This window comes from Brevibacillus sp. NPDC058079 (assembly GCF_042885155.1).
Lineage (GTDB): Bacteria > Bacillota > Bacilli > Brevibacillales > Brevibacillaceae > Brevibacillus.
Genome location: NZ_JBHVSO010000004.1, coordinates 90,102 through 113,825, shown reverse-complemented (window position 1 = coordinate 113,825; position 23,724 = coordinate 90,102). Strand labels below are relative to the sequence as shown.

The window sequence follows — 23,724 nt, the reverse complement described above, 5'->3', positions numbered from 1 at the left end:
AGGACGTGCTTGCGAGATTCGGTCCTGCTTGGTTCTCTTAAGAGAACCAATGGTAAAATATAGTAGGTGGAGCCGGCGAGGCTGCGGCGTTTTTATTTCGTATCTGCTTTTTGCAAAAAGCTGCGGATGACTTGCACGTATTCGTCTGTCTCTTCCAGATAGCCGACATGTGAGCTGTTTTCAAAGACATGGAGCTCGGCGTTTGGCACCAGAGACTGATAATAACCTGTCGATTCAGGCGTCGCTTCATCATGACGGCCACAAACGAACAGGGAAGGGATATTTATTTGATGCAGCTTGGGTGTGTAGTCGAATGTTTTGAGATTCCCTGTCGGGCAAAATTCAGACGGCCCCCACATCGTCATGTACACTTCTTTGTTCGCTTTTGGACGGCTTTCTGTCATGACTGTTGGCATTGGATCAAGGCGGCACACATGGCGCTTGTAGTATTCCTTCATGGCATCCTGGTATTCTTGTGAATCAGTTGTGCCCTGCTCCTCGTGTGTGGCGATGGTTTGTTGTACATCCACTGGCAATTGCTCGATTAAGCGATCTGCGTCCTGTTTCCAACGCTCTGCGCTCAGGCATGGGCTGGAGAAGATGATGCTCTGTACCCCTTCCGGCTTGGCATCCACCAAATAAGCTGCTGCCAGCATCGTGCCCCACGAGTGCCCCAGGATGTGGACCTCTTTTAAGCCAAGGGCTTGTCTGATGCAAGCCAGCTCTTCCACAAAGCGTTCGGTTTTCCAAAGAGTCAGATCAGTCGGGCGATCGGAATTTCCTGACCCTAGCTGATCGTAGAAAATAACGGGTCTGTCGTTGCCTAGGACTTGAAGCGTTGATTTGAGCGGATCATGGGTATTGCCAGGTCCTCCGTGAAGGACGATCAGAGGCGTTTTCTCCCCTTCTCCGACACGACTGTACCATACTCTTCCGCCAGGAACGTCAATATAGCCTTCTTGCATACTCATCGATAATGCCTCCACTTCAGGTTCATACTGATCTCTTCTTCTATCAATATAGCATATGGAATTGTTTTTACACTTTTTTTAGAATTGATTTAGAGCGTGTTTAGACCCTCTATTTATCATCACTGGTATAGGAAGCGATGAAGATTGCTTTCGATGAAAATAGGAGGGATCAACATGCGAAAAAAATGGTTGGGTATCAGCTTGTCGGTTGGAATCACAGGAGCATTGATTTGGGGATACGGGGCATCTGTGAGTGCGGATAGCACGACGATGGGCGTATATGAATCAGCCCTGCATCAAACGAAGGAAGCGAAGAACATGACCGCCCACGCACAGTTAACGCTCACAGACAACGGAGCGAAGCTGCTCACACTGGAGGGAGTCGCAAAGATCGATCATAACCAGCACATCGGAAATATAGATGCGACTTTTACAGACACGCTGGGCGAGAAAAGCATGCAAGCCTTTCTGGAAAAGGATCAAGTTGTGGTTAAAAAAGGGGATAGTAACGTTTATCGGGTCATGGAAAAAATGGATAGAGGACACCACCCAGAAAATGACGTCGATAACAATCGCGGGGCCATGATGCATAAGCTGTTTGCTACGGTATTCGGCGATCTTGGAAAAAACGCGACCGTTGAGAATCTACCGGATGGAGGCAAGCGTACATCGCTTCAGCTCTCCGAAGAGCAAATTCCGGCATTTATCCAGGCAGCCGGACCTATTCTCTACGATAAGCTCGCCGAACATAGTCAAGAAGCGTCTTCCTCTGAAAACCATCTATCTGTCCAACTTCCTCGTTTGCAAAAGGATTTTCAAGTAGACCAAGTTTTGCTAAACGCCAAGATCGACGAAAAAAATCAAATCGAACAGCAATCTGCTGTGGTGCACCTCTCGGGAACAGACGCGTCTGGGAAAGAGCACAAGCTCCAGCTCTCTTTGGATATCCACTTGTCCGATCTGGGTACGACCACACCTGATCGCATCGAACTTACTGGCAAGCAAGTCGAGAAGGTTTCCCGCGAGGATATGAAGAACAAATGGAGAACAGGCTGGACGAAGCATTCCGATTCCGAGTAAACCATGACTGCAAGGGGGGATGAACCATGTCGATCAAAACAAGACTTTTGCTTTCCTATATTGCCATGATTATTATCCCCCTTGTTTTGTTTGGATTGGTGGCATCGGGATTGGCGAATTACTTCTGGGGAGAACGAGAAGCAGGCAAACCGTTCCTTCGTGATACGCTCAATAAACGAGACGAGTTGTTTGCTGGTGTCACATTCATGGCCAAATACGCTCCCGAACAATTGACGAACCAGAACATGCTGACAGAGACGGATGAGCAGCTACAAGCAGTTGGCGGTGCATTGATACTGACAAAGGACGAAAAAGTACTATTCTTCTCCCAGTCTATTGATAGCGCTGACTTGCCTGACTATTTGCAGGATCAGCCGGATCAGGAGCGTATGCACAGCTGGCAGCAGTTTAAACAGGACGGCTACACGTTTGATACGTACGAGTTCACTTTTGCTGATCAGAGTAAAGGAAAGCTCTACTTCCTTGCGAATTCTTTCCCATTTATGCAGACAGGCATTTATTTTTTTATCGCATTGATTCTCAGTCTTTTAACGATTGTGGCGCTGACGAACGGTGTACTAACGTTTCTTGTTTCGCGCAGTATCATTCGACCGTTGTACGCCTTAAAGCAGGCAGCGAACGAAATTAAAGAAGGCAATCTGGAGCATCCTGTTCAACTCCATCGCAAAGATGAACTAGGAGAGCTGGGAGAAGCATTTGAAGAGATGCGTGGCAGATTGTATGATTCTATCCACTTGCAGCTTCAGTATGAGGAAAATCGTAAACAACTGATTTCCAGTATTTCGCACGATCTAAAAACACCCATAACAGGAATCAAAGCCTGTGTGGAAGCAGTTCAGGAAGGAATTGCGGATACGGAAGCGAAGCGGGAAAAATATATGAAGATGATTGCCATCAAATCGGAACAGATGGATCGTCTGATTGATGAGCTGTTTTTATTCTCGAGACTGGATTTGAACAAGCTTCCCTTTCACTTTGAAGAAGTCGATATGCGAGCATATATGGCTCAGTTTGCCGAGGAGCTGCGGCTAGACCCGCGGATGAACGGCGTTCCTATTCGTTACGACGAGCATAATGAAAGTCCGATTCCAGTCATGGCTGACCAGGAAAAACTCCATCGCGTGCTCATGAATATCGTGGACAATAGCCTGAAGTACTTGAACAAGGACGAGAAGCTGATCCGATTGGAAGTGGAGAAAGCTGAAGGTGAAGTGATCGTGGCGATATCCGACAATGGGACAGGGATTGAAAAAGAAGCAATGCCCCATATTTTTGATCGCTTTTATCGGGCGGATCCTTCACGTAATTTGGCCATGGGAGGCAGTGGTCTTGGACTCGCCATCGTCAAGCAAATTGTGGAGGGGCACGGTGGTCGAGCATGGGCGGAGAGTGAGAGCGGACGCGGGACCCGCATTTGTTTTACCTTGCCAGATCTCAAGAGAGCCGGGGGTGACACGGAATGAAACATATTTTAATTATTGAAGATGACACGGTGATCGCAGAGGTGCAAAAGGATTACTTGGAGGCAAACGGCTACTCGGTCGATGTCGCTACTTCCGGCGATACGGGCTTGCAAAAGGCACTGCAAGAGGAGTATGACCTCCTGATTCTAGACCTGATGCTCCCCATCGTAGATGGCTTCGAAATCTGCAAGCAAGTGCGGAAAGCCAAAAATATTCCGATCCTGCTCGTCTCCGCTAAAAAGGAAGACATCGACAAAATCCGTGGCCTGGGTCTGGGAGCCGACGATCATATCAGCAAGCCTTTTAGCTTGGGAGAACTGGTAGCGAGGGTCAAAGCCCATCTGGCCCGTTACGACCGTCTCGTCTCCGATTCCAAACCGCGTACGGCAAAAGAGGAGATCAGGCTTCGTGGGATTCGCATCGACAAGCTGGCGAGGAGAGTTTACATTAACGGAAACGAAGTAGCGTTCACTTCCAAGGAATACGACCTCCTGCTCTTTTTGGTAACCCACCCCAACTGGGTATTTAGCAAAACAGAGCTGTTTGAAAAAATTTGGGGTCTCGACTCGTACGGGGATATCGCGACGGTGACGGTGCATATCAGCAAGCTGCGGGAAAAAATAGAAAGTGATCCGGCTAAGCCCCAGTACATCGAGACGGTGTGGGGTGTCGGTTATCGCTTTTTACTATAGTAGGTGGAAACCTGTGGTAAAGCTTGCGTAACAAAAAATGCGGTATACGTAAACACTTGGGTAATTAGTACCAAGTGTTTATTCTGTTTACCATAAATCGACAGACTTATGTAAAATATAGGGCAGATGTCGAATAGTGTGTGAGTAATGCGAGCTAAGGGAGACACAGATCATGGAGAGAAAAATCAAAATCCTCGGAACAGGGAAATACTTGCCCACTCGGCGAGTGACAGCGGCAGAACTAGAAGAAAAGCTGGGACTTGCGGCTGGATGGGTAGAGAAAAAATCCGGGGTAAGCGTCAGGCATTTTGTGACGAACGAAACGGCAGCACAGATGGGAGCCATTGCTGCTAGGCGTGCTTTGGAAGCGGCGGGCCTCTCCCTTCACGATATCGATTGTATCGTATGTGCAAGCGGGACGGCTCAGCAGGAAATCCCATGCACGGCTGCCTTGATTCAGGAAGAGCTTCAACTAAGCAAAACAGGTATTCCTTGCTTTGATATAAATGCGACATGCCTAAGCTTTGTCACTGCACTTGATGTGATGTCGTGCCAGATGGCGGTTGGTATTTACGAGCGAGTCTTGATCATTTCGTCAGAGATATCCTCCGCAGGTTTGAATTGGGAGCAAAAAGAGAGCTGCGTGCTGTTCGGAGATGGAGCTGCGGCTGTTGTCATCGGCAGGACGCCAGAAACAGAAAGCTCCCGCATCTTGGGTTCAAGTATGAAAACATATAGTGAAGGAGCGCATTATTCCGAAATACGGGGTGGCGGTACGTTGATCCACCCGAGCCAATTTGCGCAAGGAAGAGAAGCAGACTTTGCATTTGATATGGACGGACGGAAAATTTTTCGCCTGACCTCGCAGTTGATTACCGGATTTGTGGATCGCTTGCTGTCCTCAGCCTCCATAACCAAGGAGCAAATTCGTACTGTCGTTCCTCATCAGGCCAGTGGGATGGCGATGCGGATCATGGCAGGTAAGCTCGGATTTAGCGACCAGCAAATGGTTAACATTCTGGTAGAGCACGGCAATGTCATCGCAGCTTCGATCCCGATGGCGCTGCATGAAGCGATTAGGCAGAATCGGGTACAGCGAGGCGATCACCTGATGCTGCTGGGCACATCTGCCGGCTTGTCACTCGGGGGAATTGTGCTTGAATACTAAACAATCAGTCTTGCTGACAGGAGGACGAGCTCCAGCTACGTTAGAGCTGGCGCGCTTGCTGGGTTCTGCGGGACATCGGGTCATTGTAGCGGAGAGTGCGCGGCGACATTTATGCCAGCACTCTCGTTATGTAGAGCGCTCCTACCAAGTACCTCCTCCCCGACAGCAGCCCGATGCTTATATCGATAAGCTGTGCGGAATCATGCAGCGTGAGCGTATCGGTCTTTTGATCCCGACTTGCGAGGAAATATTCTACGTCTCGCGCGGGCGGGATCGCTTGCTTGACTTTGGTGAAGTGCTTGTAGAAGGAATCGAGGTACTACGTTCGCTGCACGACAAATGGCTTTTTGCCGAAATGGCGCGCGAGGTGGGAGCACTGGTTCCACAGACGGTTCGGGTACAATCTCCGGCTCAATTGCGGGAGGCCATGTTGCAAGCAAGGGCACCAGTTGTGCTGAAGCCCGTCTATTCTCGCTTCGCAGCTCACGTACAGATCGTGGCAGACCCGTCCTCTGCGGTAGAGCAGTCCACGTTACCCGAACCGACAGTTAAGCAACCATGGTTAGTCCAACAGTTTATAAAAGGGAAACAGGTGTGCAGCTACGCTGTTGCTCGTGATGGACAGCTCACCTTGTACGCCGATTATGAAACAACACATACAGCAGGGCAGGGTGCCTCGATTCACTTTGCCTATTCAGCCCATCCACAGGTAAGGGACTTTGTTAGTCGCTTCGTGCAACGGCATACGTTTAGCGGACAAATCGCATTTGATTTCATTGAGAATGAGCAGGGAGAGTTATACGTGATCGAATGCAATCCACGCCTGACAAGCGGTGTGCATTTGTTTGCGGGACAGCAAGAGGCTGCGGCTGCTTATTTTTCGGATCGGGGAAAAACCGTTGTTCCTGCTGGAAAACAAGCTTGCATGCTTGGGATGGCGATGCTGACATACGGCCTTGCTGGCATGACGAATGGCAAGAAGGCAAAGCGTTGGGTGAGCGACCTGCTTTCTGCGAGGGATGTACTGTTTCGGCGGGATGATCCGGGGCCTTTTTTTGATCAGTTCTCCATGCTGGCAGATTTGGCTTGGCAGAGCTTTCGAACGAGAAAAAGCATGATCGCTTGCAGTACGAGCGATATCGAATGGAACGGAGAAGAGGCGTAAGGACGTGAGGAAGAAATGAACAAGCGAGTTCTAGTAACAGGGGCGACGGGGTTTCTCGGACAGAAGCTGGCTACACGACTGCATGAAATGGGCTATGAGGTAACAGCGCAAGGACGAGACGAGCGAATCGGCCGACAATTGCAGGAGCGAGGCATTCGATTCCTTCGGGCAGACCTAAGAGACAGAGAAGCCATGTTGAAGGCTTGCCGCGATCAGGACATCGTGCATCACGCGGCTGCTTTTTCCTCCCCGTGGGGAACGTATCGTGACATGTACGAGACGAATGTGACAGGAACGATTCATGTCATCGAGGGCTGCAAGCAACACGGCATCCGGCGTCTGGTCCATGTATCGACGCCGAGTATTTATTTTGCTTTTGACGACAAGTTGGGAATCCGCGAAGATGAGCCGATGCCCGTACTGTTTGCCAATACATACGCACAGACCAAATATCAGGCGGAGCTGGAAGTCGACAAGGCGTTTCTTGCAGGGCTTCCGACGATAACGATTCGTCCTCGGGCCCTGTTTGGCCCAGGGGACAATGCAATCCTTCCCAGATTGATCCGCGCCAATGAAAAGAAATTCGTTCCGCTGATCGACGGAGGCAAGGCGATTATTGATTTGACCTATGTGGAAAATGTCGTGGACGCGCTGATCTTGTGCATGGATTCTCCAGCGCACACATTGGGACAGGCTTACAACATTACAAATGGAGAGCCAGTGACGATGATCGAGGTGTTGTCAGATGTGTTCCGTCGCTTGGGGGTTCCGCTGAAAACGCGCGAGCTGCCATATTGGAAGGCGTATGCGGCAGCTTGGGTGCTAGAGACACTCTCCAAGACCGTTTTGGGTTATCGCGAGCCGGTCCTGACACGTTACTCGGTAGGCGTGCTCGCCAAATCACAAACGTTGGATATCTCAAAGGCGAAGCGCGATCTGGGCTATGAACCGCGAGTGAGCATTGCCCAAGGCATAGAGACGTTTACAGAATGGTGGAGGACGCATGATGGACGTTAAACTGACGCTGATGGACACGGGCTACTGCCAACAACTCGAGATGTTTTCACGAAAAGGCGGCCGGATGAAAAACATTCCGTTTCACGCCATCGCTGGGCTTATCGAGCACCCCGTCCACGGCATGCTGCTCTTTGATACGGGCTATTCGCAGCGCCTTTTTGAAGCCACGAGCAAGCTTCCTTATTCGCTGTACGGCAAAATAACGCCCGTATTCTCGGAGGCACATGAGAGTATTTCTGAGCAGCTCGCGGCACGCGGAATCAAAATGACAGACATAGCGGGCATTCTTATTTCTCATTTTCATGCGGATCATATTGGCGGTCTGCGAGATTTTCCGCATGCGCGACTATACTGCTTCGAGAGTGCCTACAACCATGTGAAGGGAAAGACGGGTTGGGCGGCGCTGAGGGAGGCGTACTTGCCTGATTTAATGCCTGACGATTTCGAAGAACGGGTGACATTCATTGATCGAGGAGGGCTGGTGGCATTGCCTGATGCTTACGCGCCATACACGGAAGGCTACGATTTGTTTGCGGATCAGAGTCTGTACATCGTCGATCTGAACGGACATGCAATCGGGCAGTTTGGTGTGTTCCTGCGTGATCGGGATCGTGGGGATGTATTTTTGTGCGCGGATGCCGCTTGGTCGAGTGAAGCCTATCGCGGCAACCTGTTGCCCCATCCGTTGGCTAGGTTGATCATGGCAGATCGACAAGCGTATCGTGAGCATTTGCACAAGCTGCATGTGCTATCCCGTCAACGTCCCGACATGAAAATCATGCCGACACACTGCGGGGAAGTCTGGCAGGCCAGTAGAGGAGAGTTCGCATGGAGATCATGACGCTCTTGAAGCAGTATGTAAAAACGAAGTGGCTTGCCCGTCGGTTTTCCTCGCGTGAGCAGCTCGTAAAATGGCAAGAAGCGCAGGTCAGAGCTATGTTGTCCCGCATTTTGCCAGCTTCTTCTTTTTACCGAAAGAGATTGGGAACACCAGAACAATGGAGACAGATGGAGCCGATTGATAAAAAGAGCATGATGGACCATTATGACGAGCTGAACACGTGCGGGATCAAGAAGGAAGAAGCATTTGCGATTGCACTGAAAGGAGAAACGACACGCGATTTCACTCCCCAATTAAATGGCGTGACCGTTGGCTTGTCTTCTGGGACATCTGGCAATCGCGGGCTTTTTCTCGTGGGACCGCAGGAGCAGGCGAAATGGGTAGGGGTGATTTTGGCGAAAGCACTTCCTGGTCAGCTATGGTCGACACAGCGGATTGCTTTTTTCTTGCGAGCGAATAGCAACCTGTATACGGCGGTCAACAGGCGTCGCATTCAATTCTCGTTCTTCGATTTGCAAATACCGCTCGATCAGCACCTTGATCACCTGAATCAGTATCAGCCGACGGTGTTGGTTGCGCCAGCCTCGATGTTGAGAATGCTCGCGACTGCTCAGCGTCAAGGGAAATTGGGGATATCTCCTATCAAGGTGATCTCGGTGGCGGAAGTGCTGGACCCGTTGGATCAAACGTACATCGCAGAAGTGTTTGGGCAGATTGTGCATCAAATTTATCAATGCACAGAAGGGCTGCTTGCGGTGAGCTGCTCACACGGGACGTTGCATGTCAATGAAGACCTCGTGGTGGTGGAAAAGGAGTATCTCGATGAGCAAAAGGAGCGATTCTTTCCGATCATCACAGACTTTTCCCGGACGACACAGCCAATTATCCGTTATCGATTGAACGACATTTTGACGGAAAAGCGTACGCCATGTCCGTGCGGCTCGGTGTTTATGGCGCTGGAATCGATTGAGGGCAGAGCAGATGATCTGTTTGTTTTTCGCCATGAAAACGAAGCGCGATGGATATCGGTCTTTCCTGATTTCATCCGTCGTGCCGTCATTACCTCGTCTGATGCGGTCGAAGAGTATGTAGTACGGCAGCTAAGCTACGAGCAAGTTGAGGTAGCACTGCTCATGAAGGATGGGGAAGGACCGTCCACGCAAGAGCAGGAGCGAGTACGCCAAGGCCTGGAGCGAGTCATTGCCGATCAGCAAGGACAATTGCCTGCGATTGTGTTTGCACCGTACGAGTTGAATCTCGGCACGAAAAAATTGCGGCGGGTAGAGAGGATGTTTGTTCAAGGTGAGCAGGCACTTAATTGAATGGTATGAAGGGACCTCGGCGGGGCAAATCCCTTGGGAACAGGCGCAGGACGCCGACTACGTCAAAAGCTATTTGTTGCCCATGATGACGGAACATCCATCCCGCTATGTGCAAAATGTACAAACGCAGATGCATGCACTCCGTGTAGGCGATCGGATCATGCCCGTAACGGTGAACGATACCGAGTACGACAATTCGTATGTCAGTTCAGTGTTTACCCATTACGTGACGTATGCGAAGGAAGAGCTAGGCATGCTCGATTCAGTGGTGCTGAGGCGGGTATTGTCGACTGTACTGACAGGGCTTGGACGCTGGATGAAAAAATGCCATTGCAACCAAATGGTCATCGTCAACAATTGGCTGTTATCGACGAATCTGTATCATGATGTGAGTGCAGATGAAGTGAAGGACCTCACGGAAATAGGCATCCAAAAGTTCCCTGATCATATCATCGCGTTTCGTTCTGTTTGTCGGAGGCTGTATCCGGATTTCCACAAGGGGCTCATAGAGAAGGGCTATCTCATGGTCCCCAGCCGCTACGTCTACCTTTTTCACCCCGACTGGCCATCGCAGGGCAAGTGGCGGGTCCGCAATACGCTCAACCGCGATCGAAAAATGCTTGCCAAATCCGGCTATCGCATCCTGCGTCATGAGGAGCTGGGGGAACAGCATGTCGAGCGAATCGTTGCTTTATATAACGCGCTGTATCTGGATAAATACTCCCAGCATAATCCACAGTTTTCGGTGGAGTTCGTCCAACTGACGATGCAAAAGAGGACATTGACCCTCATCGGCTTGGAAAAAGACGGACGACTGGACGGCATTCTTGGCTATTTTGAACGAAATGGTGTGATGACAACGCCGCTATTCGGCTATGATACGACGCTCCCCAAAGAGACCGGACTGTATCGGATGGTGTCATGCCTCTTGGTTCAAGAAGCACAGAGCAAAGGCATCCTGCTCCATCAAAGTGCGGGCGTAGGCGCATTCAAAGCGGACAGGGGAGCCGAGGGGGAAGCGGAATATACAGCGGTGTATGTCAAACATTTGCCGTTTTATCGTCAAGCGGTCTGGAAGGTGCTCGCTGTCTTGCTGAATCAAATCGGGATCAAAATGGTGGAGAAGTACCGACTGTAAACCATTTGCACACTTCGACCCTCATCGAACTAACCGTCAGGTACACTACATGGAAGAAGAAACAAGTAGCTTGCCTGAAACGGGGGAACAACGTAATGAATCGAATTTTGTTCGGCATACTTGTCGTCGTGACGACATCATTGATGGGCTCGTCTTTTGCAGTAGGAAAGATTGGATTGGCCTATTTTTCACCATTGCTACTGGTAGGACTGCGTTTTACGTTGGCAGGACTGATCATGGGCGCGTGGGTATGGAAAAAGCCGCTCCCGAAGTCGGCGGGTGACTGGGGGAAGCTATGTTTGATCGGATTTTTGCAGACGACCGCCGTCATGGGGTGTATCTTTTTGAGTCTGCGTACAATCACAGCGGGTGAATCCTCGATCCTGACGTTTATGAACCCACTGCTCGTGGTCGTATGGGGAACGTTGTTTCTAGGTATATCCTATCGGCTGACGCAATGGATGGGTGTTCTGATTGGACTGGTTGGGGTGTTCATCACGCTTGGCTTCCATCTGCAATGGGAGACGGGAACGCTGTTTGGTATCGGGTCCGCCCTTGCGTGGTCAATGGCCACGATTCTCGTCAAAAAGTGGGGAGTCCGCTTCAATGTGTGGGTGATGACAGCCTATCAGATGTTGTTCGGAGGAATTCTTCTCCTCGTTATGGGGTTCACGCTCGAAACGCCGAAGCTGATTGTGACACCGACCGCTGTGTTCGTCGTCCTATGGCTCGCGATCATGGCTTCCATTGTGCAGTTTGCGACGTGGTTTTACTTGTTGAATCATGGAGATCCGGGCAGGACGAGTGCTTTCTTGTTCCTCGCTCCGTTCTTCGGTGTTTTATCGGGTTGGGTGTTGCTGGGTGAGGTAGTGCAATGGCATGTGTATGTGGGAGGATTGTTGATTTTCGCAGGGATTTTCCTGGTGAACTGGACGTTTGCTCCACGGAGGCAAGTAAGTGAAAAAGCACAGCTGGCAGAGTAGCTAGCTGTGCTTTTTGCATTCATCTACATGCAGTCCGAACTCGGTCATAAATCCAGAGCTGCCTAACGGCGTGACTCGGACTGCTCTCCCGCCCGGCACTCGTTCGATCCAGCCAAGCTCAAAAAAACGGTTGGTGAGGGAGGCCCCGAGGCTGCCTGCCAAGTGGTGGCGGCGCTCGCTCCAATCCAAACACGGACGGGCAAAACGACGTCTGCTCTTCGGCTTAGCCTGAAGGTCTACGCCGAGTGATTGCAGCTTGGTTTTCCCCGCTTCACTGAGCACGTAGTCTTGGCCGGATGCTTCAATCAACTGCAATTCCAGCAATTTCTGCGTCAGGGCAACGCCCACTTCACCTGCGAGATGGTCGTAGCAGGTGCGAGCATACCGGATGGCTCGCAATTGGTCGGACTCGCGCAAGGAACGGACAGGCTTAGGAGCAGCGATCGTCATTAATGATTCTAGGGCATGGGCGACATCAGGGCTGGCTAGGCGATAGTAGCGATGTCGGCCGTGCGACTCGCTGACCAAAAGACCGCCTTCCACCAGCTTTGCCAAATGCGTGCTTGCCGTTTGGGGGGTGACTTTTGCGGTTCGTGCGAGTTCACTGGCGGGGAGTGCCTTGCCGTTCATCAGGCTGACCAGGATGGAGACACGAGATGGTTCTCCTATGAGGGACGCGACCTCTATAATATTCGGGCTGGTACTCATCAGACAGAGGACCTCCTCCATTATTTTTTCTTCTATTAATGACTCTAGCAGAATCTTACAGCTAAAAAAACTAGAGATGTTCGTATATAGCTGGTGTAAAATATATCCAAACATGAAATGGGGGAGATCTACATGGAGAGCAAGCAATGGCGAGTAGGCATTTTTTTATTTGACGATGTGGAGGTATTGGATTTTGCAGGTCCGCTTGAAGTATTCTCGGTGACGTCTATGGAAAATGGCAGCCATATACCTTTTCGTGTAGAAACGGTATCGGAAAAAGGGAGCATGATTCAGACGCTGAATGGTCTGAAGGTTCAACCTGATTACAGCTTTGCCAATATGCCTGTTTTTGATATTCTCATCATTCCTGGCGGGGTAGGTGCGAGGGAACGAGAAGTACATAATGAGCAGGTGATTAAATGGATTCGTGAGCAAATGCAGCAGGTGGAGCTGATGACCTCTGTCTGCACAGGAGCTTTTTTGCTTGCAAAAGCAGGCTTATTATCGGGCAAAAAGGCAACGACCCATTGGGCCAGTCTCGATCGAATGGAAAAGGAATTTCCAAAAGTTATTGTGCAAAAAGGAGTAAAATTCGTGGATGAAGGAAATATCGTGACATCTGCTGGGATCTCAGCGGGAATCAATATGTCCTTTCACATCATTAAACGATTAGTAGGTGCGGAAGTAGCAGAACAGACTGCGAAGACAATGGAGTATGATATTGTCCTCTAAAAGAAAGCGGCAGTCCATCTCTTTGGATACAAGACCAAAGGATGGGCTGCCGATGTATAACAGCTATACGATTTACTTCGAGGTAATGCTTTCACCTTGACGCGGATTCAATCTGTTCTCCCACTGTACGCGAAGGGATTTACTAGTGAACAAATCTTTACCGTCAGAAACCTGATAATGCAGATGAGGCTCGCTGGAATTGCCAGAGTTGCCACATACCCCAAGCAAATCCCCTTTCTCCACACGATCGCCAACCTTCACCTTGGCGGAGCCTTCCTTTAAATGGGCGAAGTAGCTGAATTCTCCCTTGCCATGATCGAGGATGACGACGTTGCCAGCGGGCTGCTGCGCGTTCATCGCTCCGACAGGGACATTATCCTTGATATCATTGACGACATGCACGACGGTTCCTGTCTGCGGTGCAAGTATTTCTTGCCCGAATGCGAAGTAGCTCTCGTTTTTCGCAGGATCACCTTTGTAGGATAATCCGTCTTTGACCTGAATCAGATCGTATGCATAGCGTTGGCCCTCCACTTCGTAGTGATAGTTTGAAAGGACAGTCTGACCTCCCCAGAACACATACCACTCACCTGCAAACGGTGCGCTATACGCTAGCTTTGTCAAAGCATTGTCGGTGTCAGGGTAGCTTTGCAGCGGCTTTAATAAAACGCCCGTAATGATCCCTTTTTCATCCGTCGTAAGGACAAGGCCCCGTTTGGCGTCCTGATCCACCCAAGTGTCATAATCACTGCCGTTTACGGACGTGTGGGAATGGTGATTCCACGACTTCACCCCCGAGCTAAAAGCAGTATACCCTTCTACAAACTGTGCTTTTGAAATCTGCTGTTTGAATGACGGGCTTGTTTGCTCATATACATCCTCTATTTTTCCGTTAAGGAGAGCTTGCACAAAAGATTCCGTTTTAACCGTCATCGTCTTTGCACCTTCTTCTTTCTTTGTGGGAGATTCAGTAGTAGAGGGGATTGCGGTTGCTTCTGATTGCGCAGCACATCCTGTCAAAAGAATTGCTCCTACCCCTAGTGAAATCCATACGTTTTTCATGTCGCCACTCCTATCTTTTTCTTAGCGCTAGCTCTATTATAGAAAGCCACTCTTATCGGACATGAAACGCTGCCTTACAGGATGCTTAAATCGATCACGGCAAAATTATGATTCCGTTAAGGTTGTTGCGAACGCGCGCTGACACTACGCATGATAAAATGGAGGATAACGCAAAAGCGCAAAAGGAGCGAAGTGATCGTGAAAGATGCAGCTATCCTTCTCGTGGACGACGAGCAAGCCATTCTCCAATTGCTTGAGACTGTACTGCACAAAGAAGGATTCCACTCGATCGACAAGGTGAAAACGTCCGAGGAGGCGCTTTGTGCATGCGAACGAAAAAGCTATGACCTGATTGTCCTGGACGTAACGCTTCCGAACATGAGCGGCATAGAAGCCTGTCCATTCATCCGCCGTCTGACGGATGCGCCGATTTTGTTCTTGAGTGCGAGAGATACCGATTTTGACAAGCTGACTGGATTTGCCGTTGGCGGAGATGATTACGTGACGAAGCCGTTTAATCCGATGGAAATCGTCGCACGCATCAAGGCATTGCTTCGCCGTACGCGCAAACCGAACCCGATCGTACCGACAGCACCCGTTCAAGGGGTCTATGATTTTGGGTGTTTTCAAGTCTATGAAGCAGCAGGGGAGCTCTGTGTGGAGGGGAAAGTCATTCCTTGTCCGTCCCTTGTTTTTCAACTGTTGCTATTTTTGTGCAAAAATCCGAATCGGATATTTTCGAAAAGCGAGCTGTACGAACGAGTATGGGGCGTGAATAGTTTACGTGACGACAACACCATCATGGTACATATCCACCGGATTCGGGAGCGCATCGAGCCCGATCCAGGGCAACCGGAGTTTTTGGTGAACGTCAGGGGACTCGGGTACAAAATGGTGAAAAAGGGCCTTCCTTATGAATATTAAGAGTAGAATCGCGCTCCATCTGATCATGTGGTTGGTGCTGGTTGGCCTCATTCTTTTTGTGTTAGCCGGGTTTACGTTATATTGGACGCTTGAAGAAATGTCAAAAGTACAGTCCTCTCGTCAATTTGAGAGTGTCGGCTTGCAGAGGCTGATCCAGACCATTGAAGTAGAGGGAGAGGATGTCCGTTTTGACCCGAAGCTGCTCGAGGAGGTGCGAGAAAGCGGAGGGTGGCTTCAGCGAATTGATGAAAAGGGTTATGTCACCGACTCTTTTTTTACCCCGCCTGACGTACCCAGCTACTACGGTCCTGGCCAATTAACGGCTTATTGGCTCCGGAAAAGCCCGTTTCCGTATCAGCTATCGCTATGGATACAGGAAAAAGACGGCGTAGTACACACCTTGCTGTATGGAATGACGAACCGCGATGACGACTTCTTGCAGCAGATGATTAAGGAGGCTGATCGTAAAAATAACGAGATCATGCTTCCTCCAAGCGTCCAAAATCAATTGAAGAGTAAAGCGGGCTGGGTACAGCTCCTTGATCCGAAGGGAGCGGAGCTGGCTTCATTCAATAAGCCTGCAAAAGCGATTAAGGATTTCTCGGTGGAAGAACTGGCGCTACGCTCGATATACCCAGATCGCTACGGAGCAACAATCGTATCGCATTATGATCAAAAAAGCGGCCAAACCTGGGTACTCAGTTATCCGTTGCCAGGAACGACTCCCGGGGAAGAACCGCTATTGACACCGGAAAGTAAGGCCCTTTTCATCGGGATGGGCATGTTGCTCTTGTCGGCGATGTTCGTCTTCGGGATTGTGTCCTACTTGTTCGGACAGCGATTTGGTGCACCGATTGTTCACGTTTTACGATGGCTGACCTTTCTGCGTGGAGGAAAGTACGAGGAGCCAGCCAATGCGGATGGTGTTCCGCTCAGCCAAGACAAGCGAGGGAAAAGAAAGCGCAAATACCGTATCTACCAAGATGTGATTGACTCGATGGATTCCTTGTCGCAAACGCTTTATCGCAATGAAAAGCTGCGCCAAGAAACGGAGCAATTGAGAAATGAGTGGATCGCAGGCGTTTCCCATGATCTGAAAACACCACTGTCCTCTGTCAAAGGGTACGCGCATCTGTTAGGAAATGCTGAGTATACGTGGACGACAGAAGAGGTACATACTTTCGCCAAAATTATTTTGGACAAGTCAGCGTATATGGAAGACTTGATCAACGATTTGGCGCTGACGTATCGATTGAGGAACGGACAAGGCGCCCCTACAGTCGAGCTCGTTGACCTGAATGTTTTCACCGCTGAAGCCATTACCGAAGCAGCAAAACATCCCTTGTACCCGGAAGGCTGCATCCGGTTTACCCCCTCTGCTGAACCTGTTTACATGCTCGTCTACAAGCCATGGTTTCAGCGTATCGTGGATAATCTGGTAGCTAATGCCTTGATTCATAACGAGAGTGGTACGATTGTGTCCATCAGCGTACAGGCAGTCGAGCCATCAACAGCAATGCTCATTTTTAGCGACAATGGTAGTGGGATGGATGAAGAAACAGCAGATCGACTTTTCGAGAGGTATTATCGTGGCACAGACACCGAGTCCCGCACGGAAGGCTCTGGCCTTGGGATGGTCATTACAAAAGCATTAGTGGAAGCGTTTGGTGGTTCAATCGAAGTAAAAACAGCTGTCGGGCAGGGGACGACGATTTCGATTACGTGGGAAGCGGAGCAATCGCCTCGGGCTTAAATAGGCTAATATGGAGAGGAAAAGGCTGCGTTTGCGAGGTCAGGGGTGACCAGCAAAGGCAGCCTTTTTCGTTTGAGAGATTATCGTCGTTATACCTTAAATTGCTGAATCGATTCATGCAGCTCGTCCGCCATTTTTGACAAGGAAGCAGCAGAGGACGAAATTTCCTCCATAGAGGCTAATTGTTGTTCAGCGGCAGCAGAAATGTTTTGTGTTCCGAAAGCCGTTGTCTCCGCAGTGGTGGCAATCGCTTCAATGGAATGGACAGCTTGCTCTGCTCCGGTTGTCATGTGATGAGTGGCTGTGGTAACTTGCTGAATTTGACGTGCTACTTCTGTCGTTCCAGACAAAATTTCCTGGAAGGCCTTGCTGGCTTCATGTACGACTTCGATTCCAGCCGAAACCTCAGATGTCGTCGTCTCCATCACGTATACGGCTTTGTTCGTATCGACTTGAATCGCGCTAATGAGGTCTTTAATCTGTTGAGTAGATTTTGCTGATTGCTCGGCCAAGATACGTACTTCATTGGCGACGACAGCAAATCCACGTCCATGCTCTCCAGCACGGGCAGCTTCGATCGCAGCGTTTAGCGCCAACAGGTTCGTTTGTTCGGCAATTGATGTGATGACCTCAATAATTTTGCTGATTTCCGAAGAGCGGTGACCAAGCATTTTGATTGATTCTGCCAGCTCTTGGACAGTAGTGTTGATGGAATTCATTTGAGCGATGCTACCGACAATCGCTTCATTGCCGTTTGAGACCAGCATGTTCGTTGTATCGACTGTCAGAGAGACTTGTTCGGAACTGGATGCAATTTGTTGCAGACTCGAGGACATATCGTTGATCGTCTTAACCGTTCCATCGATCGTTTTGGACTGATCCTCTGCTCCGATGGCGATCTCTTGCATCGTGACGGCAATTTGCTCGGTTGCCTTGCTCGTCTGTTCTGCACTCGCCGTCAGCTCCTCAGAGGTAGAAGCAACATGCAGAGAGCTGATGCGGACGCGAGAGATGAGCTGGCGCAAATTCTCTGTCATATGGGTCACGTCATGTACCAATTGCCCAATTTCATCACGGTTTTTTATCACGATGTCTTTTCCGGACAGATCACCACCAGCAATTTCTTTCACACGCTCGGTAACCAAGGAGATCGGCTTGGAAATGAACCCAGAGGCGTACCACGAGACGACGAATCCGACGATCAAGAAGATTCCCAGCACGAGCATCAAATCAGACAGTACTTCTTCGGCAGGGGCATTGAAGTCTTCCATGTAGCTGCTTGCACTTACGATCCATCCCCAGTGAGGGTCTAGCTTGGAGTAGGCGATTTTCGGATAGAGAATATCTGGCTCCGCTGGCTTCAACCACTGATAGTATGTAAAGCCGCCACCTTCCTGACCGCGCTTAATCATTTCTTGGGTAAAAAAGATACCGTCAGGATCTTTTGCATCCCACTGATTCTTCCCCTCAATTGTAGGAGAGGCCAGCATGACACCTTTCTCATCCAGAACGAACATGTATCCACTGGCACCAGTATCGATATTTTTGTTAATGGAGCGGGTTCCATCTGATTGCTTAGGCCCGAGGATGTGAATTTTTACTTGCTCTTGTGCATCTTCTTTGCTGATTTTGCCAGCTTCGACCTGTTTCTGGAGAACATCAATCATTTCAATCGTCAAGTTCACGTTGTTTTTTAAGATGCGGCTGCCCATGTCGTCCAAGCTGTAGCTCGCAGAATAATAGCCCTGAATTCCAATATTAAGGGAAGGAATCGCCAATAGTAGCAGACATAACAGGACGAGCTTAGTACGAAGAGAGCTTGAACGGGAGAACTTGGTTGTTTTCATAAAGAACACCTCGTTGGTCCATAGTATTTGATCTAGAAAAGAAAACACCAAGATGATTGCCCTAGACTTACGTTCCTATATCGACAAAATGAAAACGTTTTTAAAGAGGATTTTCAAAAAATCTACAAAAAAAATAAGATAAGTAATCGTCGCTGCATAAATGAGCAGATTCGAAAGCAGTACAGACCAGCAGGAAATGGTATGATTAGGAAGATAGGACGCTTACGGATGGAGGCTATCTAATGAAATTCATCGATAATCAAGGGATTACAGATCCACGCATCAATTTGGCGATTGAGGAGTACGCCCTGAAGCATTTGCCCAACAGTGACGACTACTTGCTGTTTTATATTAATGAACCTTCTATTATTATCGGGAAAAACCAAAACACAATCGAAGAAATTAATGCAACTTATGTAGAGGAAAACAATATCCACGTCGTTCGCAGACTATCTGGAGGCGGCGCTGTTTATCACGATCTGGGCAATCTCAACTTCAGCTTTATTACGAATGATGACGGCGAGTCCTTCCACAATTTCCGCAAATTCACGGCTCCTGTGGTACAAGCCTTGAAAACATTAGGGGTAGAAGCAGAGCTGACAGGACGAAATGACATACAGGTCGGGGAACGGAAAATTTCTGGAAACGCGCAGTATTCGACCAAAGGACGCATGTTCAGCCACGGCACGCTGCTTTTTGATTCGGAGATGGAAAACGTCGTGTCTGCTCTCAAGGTAAACGCAGAGAAGATCCAGTCCAAAGGGATCAAATCTATTCGCAGCCGTGTCGCCAACATCTCGGAGTTTTTGGAGACGAAGATGACCATTGAAGAGTTCCGTCTGGCGATTCTCTGGTCGATTTTTGGAGAAGGGGAGATCGAAGAATACAAGCTGACTGAAAAGGACTGGGAGAACATTCACGAGCTTTCCCGTTCCCGTTATCAGACTTGGGAGTGGAACTACGGCAAGTCTCCGAAAAGCAACTATCGTCAATCCAAACGTTTCGATATCGGCACCGTGGAGATTCAGCTTGATATTGAGAAAGGCAAAGTGAAAGAAGCGAAAATATACGGAGATTTCTTCGGTGTACGTGATGTAGCGGAGCTGGAAGCAGTGCTGCGAGATACGCCGTATGATCGTGCCTCAATCAGTGATCGACTGGCCGATATCAATCTCCAAGAGTTTTTCGGGAAGCTGGATCAAGCGTCTTTTGTCGATCTATTGCTCGTCTAAAAAAGTACGTCAAAAACCTAACTTTTGTTAGGTTTTTTTCATTTCCTCCTCTGATAGCATTAGTTTGCATTATTTTGTCATACAGAAGAAAAAGAGGGGGTATTTACATATGGGCAAACAGCAGCCAAAAGCCAAAACAATCTTAACTGCCGTTGTTTCCACTGGTTTTTTGCTTTCCTTTGTCGGCAATGCCTATGCAGCCGTTTCCTATCCGATTAAAGAAATCCAGACAATCGGGACAGCCAGCCCGTCAGTAGCAGAAAAACAAACAGAAGAGGAAGTACGAGAGGTATCAGAGGAAGTAGTAGAAGAAGAGAACCAGTCATGGGAGTCCTTGCTAGAGTCAGAGGGGCATACAGCGACCAACGGCTTTATTGCCTATCGATTGGAGACAGCTCCAGACAAGGCACCTGTTGCAAAGGATTTCCGTTTGAGGGCCGCTATAGATGATCGAAATCCCACTCGGATCAAAATCAAAAGCTTTGTCTGGCTAGAGGAAGAACAGCTAGTTTTGCTCAGTTTTTCACCGATTCGTGCAGCGAAAAAAGAACAGACGGTTTCCCTGCGCTTACAGTATGACGGCGAAGAAGAGGAATTTGAACCATTCGTGATTGCCGAAAGAGGGACAAAAGCAGAGCGGATCGAGCTGGTAGCGGTCGCTGAGGATGCGCGGCTATCAACCAAAGATAATACGGATAAGTCGCTAACGCTGATCGCCGTTGCATTTGATGAAAATGATCGCGTGGTTACTGGACGGGAGCTGCTCTGGAGCTCTAGCAATAAACGAATTGCCTTTGTCAACATCGAGGGCAAGGTAACAGCCAAGAATGAAGGTCTGGTAGAAATTACGGCCAAAATGGACGATGCGGAAGCCGTCTTTGAGATAGCCGTAGATGGAGCGGAACTGCCTGATTTGCCCGCGCTTTCTGTCAGCGAGACGTTGATAGAAGAAGCAGGAGCAAATGATGGCAGCATCACGGCAAAACAAACGCTCAAGCTGTCTAACGGCAAGTTCCTTGATGAACTGTCTGCCGATGATATCAAGGTACATAATCTGCCTGACGGGCTGGATATTGAGGTCAAACAAGAGAGCGACGACGAGCTCACCATTTTGTTTACGGGACAGGCCAGAAAGCATACAGTCGCGGACACTGTAAAAGAGGTCAGCTTCACGATCGACAAGCGAAGCATCAAGCGCGCACAGAAAGATGTCACGAGCGACAGTTTTTCCATCCGTTTCAAAGACCCCGTCATTGTGATTACGCCCCCAAGCGATCCTCCGCCGATCCCGGCTCTGCTAAAAGCGAAGAGAGCAGTCGAAGAGCTGTTTACGGATGGGAAGAAAGAAGAACTACGGGCAGGAACGACCCAGAAACAGATCGATGATGCGAAGAAGCTGGTCGAGGGTCTGGACAATCGTGTATCGGAAAAGCCGGGTCTGCTTGCTGATATCAGGAAGGCACAGGAGCAGTATGACGACTTGCTGCTAGTCGAAGCAAAAAAAGCTGTTCGTGACCTGTTCACCGATGAAAGCCAGGCAGCGCTAAACCCAGAAGTGACACAGAGCACCATCGATGCAGCGAAGGCAAAGGTAGATAGGCTAAAAGATGGGTCGGAGACAAAGGTATTCCTGTTAGCGGCCATTCAAAGAGCGCAGGAGCTATTTGATCAAGGGGATAATCTGCTGGAGGAAGCAAAGCGAGCAGTTGAGGGACTTTATACGACGAATGATATGGTCGAACTGAGGCCCAAGGTCACGCTGGAAATGATCGATGCGGCCTATTCCAAGGTCGAGCTTCTGAGGGAAAGTCCAGAAAAAACACACTGGATGTCTTATGTAGCAAAAGCACAAATGTTGTTCAATAACCCACGCATAGATCGTTTGCCAGATGCCAAGATCGAGCTGCCGATTGCAACGACTCAGTCCCGTCAAGTTACGATTGCCGACAAATGGGAGCCAGCAATGGACAAGAGGGCGTTGAGTGAATATCTTGAGGTATCTGTAAAAAACCAGCCTCTTTCGTACAACTATGACAACCAGTTAGACCGTTTTGTGATCAATGAAAAGGAGTACATCACCGTCGAGGTCGACGAGTCTTTACTGGAAATGACCCATGGAGATTATGGAGTGACGATTAAGGCCAAACCAGCAGTTGCAGAAGATGACAACTCTTATGCAGTGTTCAAGCTGTATCGGGGTGAAAACTTGCTGGATACAGAGGAGATTGGTGTCGGCTTTGACGCTACCAACCCACAATTGTCTCCAGATGTCACCGAAGAGGGAACAACCTATACATTGTCGGCGTCAGAACCACTTCGCAATGACCCGAACCCTAATTTACAGTTGTTATTCTCACCTTCCGGGAATTTTGACGACAAGAGAGAAGTAACGGCGTATGCAAAATTCCAGGTGTCAGGAAACACCATTCGCGTTACGTTTCAAGATACTTTCTATACCATGTTCGGGTCTCTCATCACGGAACAGAGCAAGGTTTCCTTTGAACCGGGCTTCATGAGGGATAAGGCCGGGAATCTTATACAAGGTACCGCAACAGCACCTGTAAAACCCAAGCAATGAGTAAGCCAAAGTCCATCGAGGAGGTACGAACATTGCAACTAGAGGAACTGACTGCCAGCACTGCACGGGCGTATAAATCGTTAGTGCACCCCAAGCATCTGGAGTTGCTGGACCAGATCAATGGCTCATCTGTTTGGGGATTCGGGGCTTCTAACAACAATCAGCCTGCGGGCATCGTGTTGGGGCGATCCGCTGTAAACGAAGGACAGGCCAAGATCATCGAGCTTGTGGTAGCAGAGGGGCATCAACGGCGGGGAATGGGCATGAAGCTGCTGTGGCACGCTGAGCAAAAAATGAGAGAGCAAGGCATCAGCGATGGTCAGTTCGCTGGCTTTATCAAAGCACAAGATTTTTCATGGCTCTCCAAAATTGCGATCAGGGAAGGCTGGCAGTTGCCAAAGGTAAAAACCTATATGTACACACTCGGCTCGATGCGGTTGGGTGAATGCCATTGGGTGGAGAGGCTGGCGCTCCCCGTAGGTTTTACCCTCTTTCCCTGGAAAGACCTGACCCCAGCAGAGCGACTGGAAATTGAACAGGGAGAAGGGCAATGGTACACGCCGCAACTGTCTCCGTTTTTTGAAGAAGGAAAATTTGATCTCGATTACAGTACAGGCTTGCGCTATCAAGGGAAAGTCATTGGCTGGGTGATCGTACAGCGAATGGCCGGTAATCTGCTTTTGTACAAAACGATGTTCGTCCAGGAAAAGTATCAGAAGCAGGCAAGAGGAATTACGCTGTTGATGAAAACCATTGCACAGGTGCAGCCAGTGTTTCCCTTTGGCATGTGCTTTGTCGAGCATGACAACGAGCCCATGCTGCGGTTTATGGAAAGAAGATTAGGTCCGACGATTTTGCACCGGAAGCTCTGGATTGAAACGACGAAGGTACTAGTCAGACAATATTCGGATCACTTCTGTTAAAAATGTATGCTTTAAGATAGAGCCGTTTCCTTTTTCAAGCCCCTGTAGGTACAGCGACGATAGATATAAAAAAAGGATAGAGATTCAGGGCTTCCTGAATGTCT

20 protein-coding genes are annotated in these 23,724 nt (G+C 49.2%); 16 read left to right on the top strand and 4 right to left on the bottom strand.

Translation table 11 applies throughout. From position 1 onward, the window contains the following. Positions 1–92 precede the first annotated feature (92 nt). Entirely contained in the window at positions 93–971 is an 879-nt protein-coding gene (locus tag ACFVS2_RS13700; RefSeq protein WP_390234729.1) for a proline iminopeptidase-family hydrolase, read from the bottom strand. Positions 972–1,145: 174 nt separating this feature from the next. Between ACFVS2_RS13700 and ACFVS2_RS13695 the strand changes: the two genes are divergently transcribed. From ACFVS2_RS13695 to ACFVS2_RS13650, 10 genes are all read left to right on the top strand, one after another. Then, positions 1,146–2,051 (top strand): hypothetical protein, encoded by a 906-nt coding sequence (locus ACFVS2_RS13695; RefSeq protein ID WP_390234726.1) that lies wholly within the window; start codon positions 1,146–1,148, stop codon positions 2,049–2,051. Between the two features lie 26 nt (positions 2,052–2,077). Continuing rightward, on the top strand, positions 2,078–3,535 hold the full coding sequence (locus tag ACFVS2_RS13690; RefSeq protein ID WP_390234723.1) for a sensor histidine kinase: 1,458 nt from the start codon (positions 2,078–2,080) through the stop codon (positions 3,533–3,535). Continuing rightward, complete coding sequence (locus ACFVS2_RS13685; protein WP_390234720.1) at positions 3,532–4,227, top strand: response regulator transcription factor; 696 nt, start codon at positions 3,532–3,534, stop codon at positions 4,225–4,227. The genes ACFVS2_RS13690 and ACFVS2_RS13685 overlap by 4 nt, the downstream gene beginning before the upstream one ends. A 172-nt stretch (positions 4,228–4,399) precedes the next feature. Next, on the top strand, positions 4,400–5,395 hold the full coding sequence (locus tag ACFVS2_RS13680; RefSeq protein WP_390234717.1) for a beta-ketoacyl-ACP synthase III: 996 nt from the start codon (positions 4,400–4,402) through the stop codon (positions 5,393–5,395). Beyond that, positions 5,385–6,560: an ATP-grasp domain-containing protein gene (locus ACFVS2_RS13675; RefSeq protein ID WP_390234715.1), complete on the top strand. Its 1,176-nt coding sequence runs from the start codon at positions 5,385–5,387 to the stop codon at positions 6,558–6,560. The genes ACFVS2_RS13680 and ACFVS2_RS13675 overlap by 11 nt, the downstream gene beginning before the upstream one ends. A 15-nt stretch (positions 6,561–6,575) precedes the next feature. Continuing rightward, positions 6,576–7,577, top strand: coding sequence for an NAD-dependent epimerase/dehydratase family protein (locus ACFVS2_RS13670; protein WP_390234713.1), 1,002 nt, complete (start codon positions 6,576–6,578; stop codon positions 7,575–7,577). Then, positions 7,567–8,418 carry an MBL fold metallo-hydrolase gene (locus ACFVS2_RS13665; protein ID WP_390234711.1) on the top strand — a complete coding sequence of 284 codons (852 nt, stop codon included), beginning with the start codon at positions 7,567–7,569 and terminating at the stop codon, positions 8,416–8,418. Before ACFVS2_RS13670 ends, ACFVS2_RS13665 begins: the two co-directional genes overlap by 11 nt. Next, positions 8,406–9,740 carry a F390 synthetase-related protein gene (locus ACFVS2_RS13660; RefSeq protein ID WP_390234709.1) on the top strand — a complete coding sequence of 445 codons (1,335 nt, stop codon included), beginning with the start codon at positions 8,406–8,408 and terminating at the stop codon, positions 9,738–9,740. Before ACFVS2_RS13665 ends, ACFVS2_RS13660 begins: the two co-directional genes overlap by 13 nt. After that, positions 9,721–10,878 (top strand): GNAT family N-acetyltransferase, encoded by a 1,158-nt coding sequence (locus ACFVS2_RS13655; RefSeq protein WP_390234707.1) that lies wholly within the window; start codon positions 9,721–9,723, stop codon positions 10,876–10,878. The genes ACFVS2_RS13660 and ACFVS2_RS13655 overlap by 20 nt, the downstream gene beginning before the upstream one ends. Positions 10,879–10,973: 95 nt before the next feature. Beyond that, on the top strand, positions 10,974–11,861 hold the full coding sequence (locus tag ACFVS2_RS13650) for a DMT family transporter (RefSeq protein ID WP_390234705.1): 888 nt from the start codon (positions 10,974–10,976) through the stop codon (positions 11,859–11,861). Here the strand turns inward: ACFVS2_RS13650 and ACFVS2_RS13645 are convergent, their stop codons facing one another. Continuing rightward, on the bottom strand, positions 11,862–12,569 hold the full coding sequence (locus ACFVS2_RS13645; RefSeq protein ID WP_173620572.1) for an ArsR/SmtB family transcription factor: 708 nt from the start codon (positions 12,567–12,569) through the stop codon (positions 11,862–11,864). It abuts the gene before it with no gap. 132 nt (positions 12,570–12,701) lie between these two features. Here ACFVS2_RS13645 and ACFVS2_RS13640 point away from each other — a divergent pair, with 132 nt between their 5' ends. Then, positions 12,702–13,301, top strand: a complete 600-nt coding sequence (locus ACFVS2_RS13640; RefSeq protein ID WP_390234703.1) for a DJ-1/PfpI family protein — start codon at positions 12,702–12,704, stop codon at positions 13,299–13,301. Positions 13,302–13,373: 72 nt separating this feature from the next. Here the strand turns inward: ACFVS2_RS13640 and ACFVS2_RS13635 are convergent, their stop codons facing one another. Continuing rightward, the gene (locus ACFVS2_RS13635; RefSeq protein ID WP_390234701.1) at positions 13,374–14,363 is read right to left on the bottom strand and encodes a M23 family metallopeptidase; all 990 of its coding nucleotides are present in this window, start codon (positions 14,361–14,363) and stop codon (positions 13,374–13,376) included. 198 nt (positions 14,364–14,561) lie between these two features. On the opposite strand from ACFVS2_RS13635, the gene ACFVS2_RS13630 reads away from it, so the two are divergent. Next, on the top strand, positions 14,562–15,287 hold the full coding sequence (locus tag ACFVS2_RS13630; RefSeq protein ID WP_390234699.1) for a response regulator transcription factor: 726 nt from the start codon (positions 14,562–14,564) through the stop codon (positions 15,285–15,287). Next, on the top strand, positions 15,277–17,040 hold the full coding sequence (locus tag ACFVS2_RS13625; RefSeq protein ID WP_173620568.1) for a sensor histidine kinase: 1,764 nt from the start codon (positions 15,277–15,279) through the stop codon (positions 17,038–17,040). Before ACFVS2_RS13630 ends, ACFVS2_RS13625 begins: the two co-directional genes overlap by 11 nt. A gap of 89 nt (positions 17,041–17,129) precedes the next feature. Here ACFVS2_RS13625 and ACFVS2_RS13620 read toward each other — a convergent pair whose 3' ends face one another. Beyond that, positions 17,130–18,887 (bottom strand): methyl-accepting chemotaxis protein, encoded by a 1,758-nt coding sequence (locus tag ACFVS2_RS13620; RefSeq protein ID WP_173620567.1) that lies wholly within the window; start codon positions 18,885–18,887, stop codon positions 17,130–17,132. 242 nt (positions 18,888–19,129) lie between these two features. On the opposite strand from ACFVS2_RS13620, the gene lplA reads away from it, so the two are divergent. The 3 genes from lplA to ACFVS2_RS13605 all read left to right on the top strand — a co-directional run bounded on the left by lplA (position 19,130) and on the right by ACFVS2_RS13605 (position 23,620). After that, entirely contained in the window at positions 19,130–20,119 is a 990-nt protein-coding gene (gene lplA, locus ACFVS2_RS13615; RefSeq protein ID WP_390234695.1) for a lipoate--protein ligase, read from the top strand. A 109-nt stretch (positions 20,120–20,228) separates the two neighbouring features. After that, a complete protein-coding gene (locus ACFVS2_RS13610) occupies positions 20,229–22,697 on the top strand; it encodes a toxin Cry1Ac domain D-VI-related protein (RefSeq protein ID WP_390234693.1) in 2,469 nt (822 codons plus the stop codon). Positions 22,698–22,729: 32 nt separating this feature from the next. Next, positions 22,730–23,620 carry a GNAT family N-acetyltransferase gene (locus tag ACFVS2_RS13605; protein WP_390234691.1) on the top strand — a complete coding sequence of 297 codons (891 nt, stop codon included), beginning with the start codon at positions 22,730–22,732 and terminating at the stop codon, positions 23,618–23,620. Positions 23,621–23,724: the final 104 nt, after the last annotated feature.